We start from the raw sequence: 3,153 nt of genomic DNA on the forward strand, positions 1-3,153 counted from the left end.
GGGACTGGATCGGTTGGACCAACTGGCTGTCCACGGCATCAACCGACCCGAGCATCTCCACTGGGCCCTGCACGGCCCCGGCGCAGAAATCCTGGAGGTTTGCGAGGCTGAGGGGCTTGTGGGACAGGTGGGCTTCAGCAGCCACGGCAGCCCGGAGCTTGTGGAGCAGGCCATCGCCAGCGGCCGCTTCGGCTTTTGCAGCCTGCATCTGCACCTGCTGAATCCCGCCCTGATGCCCATGGCCCGTCAGGCCATGGCGGCCGGCATGGGGGTGATGGCCATTTCCCCGGCGGATAAGGGGGGACGGCTGTTTGATCCGCCGGACTTGCTGCTGCGGCAGTGTGCCCCCTTCCATCCCCTGGAGTTGGCGTATCGCTGGTTGTTGGGCCATGGCGTCAGCACCCTGACCGTAGGAGCGGCCCAGCCCTCCCACCTGGACTGGGCCCAGCGGCTGGCCCAGGCGGAGGACGGCATGCCCCCCACAGTGGCCGCCGCTGCCACACGGCTGGATCAAGCGCGGCGGCAGCTGTTGCAGGACACCTTCTGCGGCCAATGCCGCTGTTGCCTCCCCTGCCCGGAGGACATCGACATTCCCGCCCTGTTGCGGTTGCGCAATTTGCGCCTGGGCCACGGGATGGCTGCCTTCTGTGAGGAGCGTTACGGCCTCATCGGCCAGGCGGGCCACTGGCTGCCCATGGCGCGGGGGGACGCCTGCACCCGCTGTGGCGACTGCCTGCCCCGCTGCCCACGGAATCTGGAGATTCCCGTCCTGCTTCAGCACGCCCACGGGCTGCTGCAAGGCCCGCCCCGGCACCGCCTCTGGGGTTAGCCAGGAACCTCTCCTCTGCCTGCCCCGGTGGATCGGAGGCGCTCCCCCATGGCTTCGTCCCATGCCTGTTGGACCTGGGCTTGCTGCGCCGGGGTCAAGGGTTGCAGGGTTTCCGCCTGGGCCATGGACTCGTCCCCAGGATGCAGAAGAGTGGCGGCGGGCTGTTGGTCAAGCTGGGGTTGGAGGGCCGCCATGGGCAGGGGTGGGCAGAAGCCGGCCTGGAGAAGAGCGTTGAGGGTGGCCCCCTTGGCGCTGGCCTGCAACCACGGTTTGGGAACGGGCCCGGCCCGGCGGGGCCGCACCAGCACCTGCCAACTGAGGAGAGGAGGAGAGGCGGCGGGCCGCACGGCCACAAGCCGCTGATCACGCAGCAGTTGGGGAATCACGGCCCAGGAGGGCGCCACCGCGGCGGACCCGTAGCCATTCACCAGGCGGGTGAGGGCATGGCGGCTGTCGAACACCCGCGCCCGGCGCGCCACGGTGGCCAGGCGCGCCGCCAAACCGGGCGCAAGGGAAAGGTCCACGGTACTGGGGGAGTGTCCCAGGCTCTGTAACACCAGTGCCGTCACCACCCGGGGACTGGCCGGAAGAATCCACTCATCCCGTAGTTCCTCCGCCGCCAGCAGGAACCAGCCCTCCCGCCGGCTCCGCTCCACCCAGGCCGGTCGGTTGCGGAAGACCATCACCCAACTGCCAAACGCCCAGGGAAACGCCATGGGCGCCCCAGCGCCGCCACCCAGCACGGCGGGATCCCGGGCGGCCTTCAGCAAGGGCTCAAACAACTCCGGGGCGCCAAAGGGCTGAAGCCGGGGTCCCAGTTGGGGGAGCCAGGCCTCCCCCACCATGGCCAGATCCGCGGCCCCGGCCTCGTGGGTCTGAAGATCGGCCGCCAGGCGTTCCATGGTGGGGCGCGATTGGGCTGCCCAGGACCTGGGGAGCTGTTGGAGCCAGGCTTTGGGCCCCTGGCCCTCCACATGGAGGAGCCGCTGCTTCTTGTCCGGGCTGAAGGCTCCTGAGCGCCAAAGCCGTAAGCCCGCCAGGACGCCCACGCCCACGCCCACCGTGGTGAGCAACTGCCGCCGTGTCAGGGACTGGGCCATGGCAAAGTTACCTCCGCTCAACCGTAGCCAAGTTGTTGAGGGCGGTGGCCACACGCCGCATCACCTCTGCCCAGTTGTCCGTTCCCGCTGACGGAAGAGGCGCATGGAGGGATACCGGAAGCTGGTCTCCTTCGTGTCCCAGCGCCAGTCTGGAAGCTTGCTGAGCACCAGCCAGGTTGTGACGCCCAGACTCCCTGCCGGATGGGCCACGGCGGTGTCGCTGGTGATGATGAGATCACAGTTGAGGATCATGGCTGCGATGTCCACAAAGTCCCATATCCCACTGATCTCCTCTTGGCAGCCAACAAAGCGATGCAGCAAGGAACAGTCCGCCAACTGCTCTGATCCAAACCCCGTTTGCAGGGACAGCAAACTGACTCCTGTGGTCTCGACGACGGAAGCAAAAGCGCTTAGGGGGAGTGATCGAGCATGCAGAAGCTGTTTCTCGGCTTCCGGGTTGTCTTGCCAATTGATGCCGATAACGGGCCGCTTCTCGGTGGCCAGCTTCTGCCGCCAGTGGAAAACCTTCTGCTCCGGCATTTAATATAGGGTGTATCAACAAGTGGATTATCTGGTCTGACGTTTAGATGTCCCGGCAGGGATGGTAACGGTAGCCATTTCCCGGTGGTGACGGCGTTTGCTTCTTCAGGTGTGGAAATCGTTGCTGCAATTCCTGAGAATTGAATCAGGCCGTGAAGTTTTGGTGGTGCGCAAAGAGATACATCCATTGTCATAATCATTGGCTAGAAATAGAACACAGGCGAGATCGAAGTTGGCACTTGCACGATCGCTAGGCGTAGAATAGTTATTTAAGGAGATTGCTTTTAGCGCTTTTGGAAAGTCGGGTTTGATGGACAGGGCCTTGTTGAGAAGGGCGATCATCTCCCGGGTTTTCCCTTGCATCCCATAGATCACGGTCAGGTGGGCCAAGGCAAGGGGATCCCCGGCCCCTGCCGCATTCACCATTCTTTTTACGACTTCCGCCTGCTGAAGCCCATCTTGTTGCACCGTTGCCCGTTGCCCATCCCTGCTCCGGGCATTGCCGCCCCTCCCCAAGGGTTCCCCGGTCTCTCCAGGCATTGTTGATAGGATCACGGTTGGCCTCACTCCAGCCCTGGGGAGGGATGGGGCACGTTCCTCTCCGCCGGACCCTCCAGACCAAAGCTGTGGTGGACCGCCCGCAGGGCGGCTTCCCCGTCTTCCTGGGCCACCACGCAACTGAGG

General features: G+C 64.7%; 4 protein-coding genes. 1 reads left to right on the top strand and 3 read right to left on the bottom strand.

Annotation, left to right across the window (positions count from 1 at the left end):
* A partial coding sequence (locus BG35_RS13150) for a hypothetical protein (protein WP_025782427.1) occupies positions 1 to 829 on the top strand: 829 nt, incomplete at its 5' end.
* Here the strand turns inward: BG35_RS13150 and BG35_RS0108095 are convergent.
* From BG35_RS0108095 to BG35_RS12815, 3 genes are all read right to left on the bottom strand, one after another.
* A complete protein-coding gene (locus BG35_RS0108095; protein WP_025782428.1) occupies positions 826 to 1,929 on the bottom strand; it encodes a type 2 periplasmic-binding domain-containing protein in 1,104 nt (367 codons plus the stop codon). The genes BG35_RS13150 and BG35_RS0108095 overlap by 4 nt on opposite strands.
* Positions 1,930 to 1,989: 60 nt before the next feature.
* Positions 1,990 to 2,469, bottom strand: a complete 480-nt coding sequence (locus BG35_RS11010; RefSeq protein ID WP_025782429.1) for a glycosyltransferase family 9 protein — start codon at positions 2,467 to 2,469, stop codon at positions 1,990 to 1,992.
* Positions 2,470 to 2,574: 105 nt separating this feature from the next.
* Positions 2,575 to 2,985 carry a hypothetical protein gene (locus BG35_RS12815; protein WP_161632575.1) on the bottom strand — a complete coding sequence of 137 codons (411 nt, stop codon included), beginning with the start codon at positions 2,983 to 2,985 and terminating at the stop codon, positions 2,575 to 2,577.
* Between the last annotated feature and the right edge of the window lie 168 nt (positions 2,986 to 3,153).

This window comes from Candidatus Synechococcus spongiarum SH4 (assembly GCF_000586015.1).
Classification (GTDB): Bacteria; Cyanobacteriota; Cyanobacteriia; order PCC-6307; family Cyanobiaceae; genus Synechococcus_B; species Synechococcus_B spongiarum_F.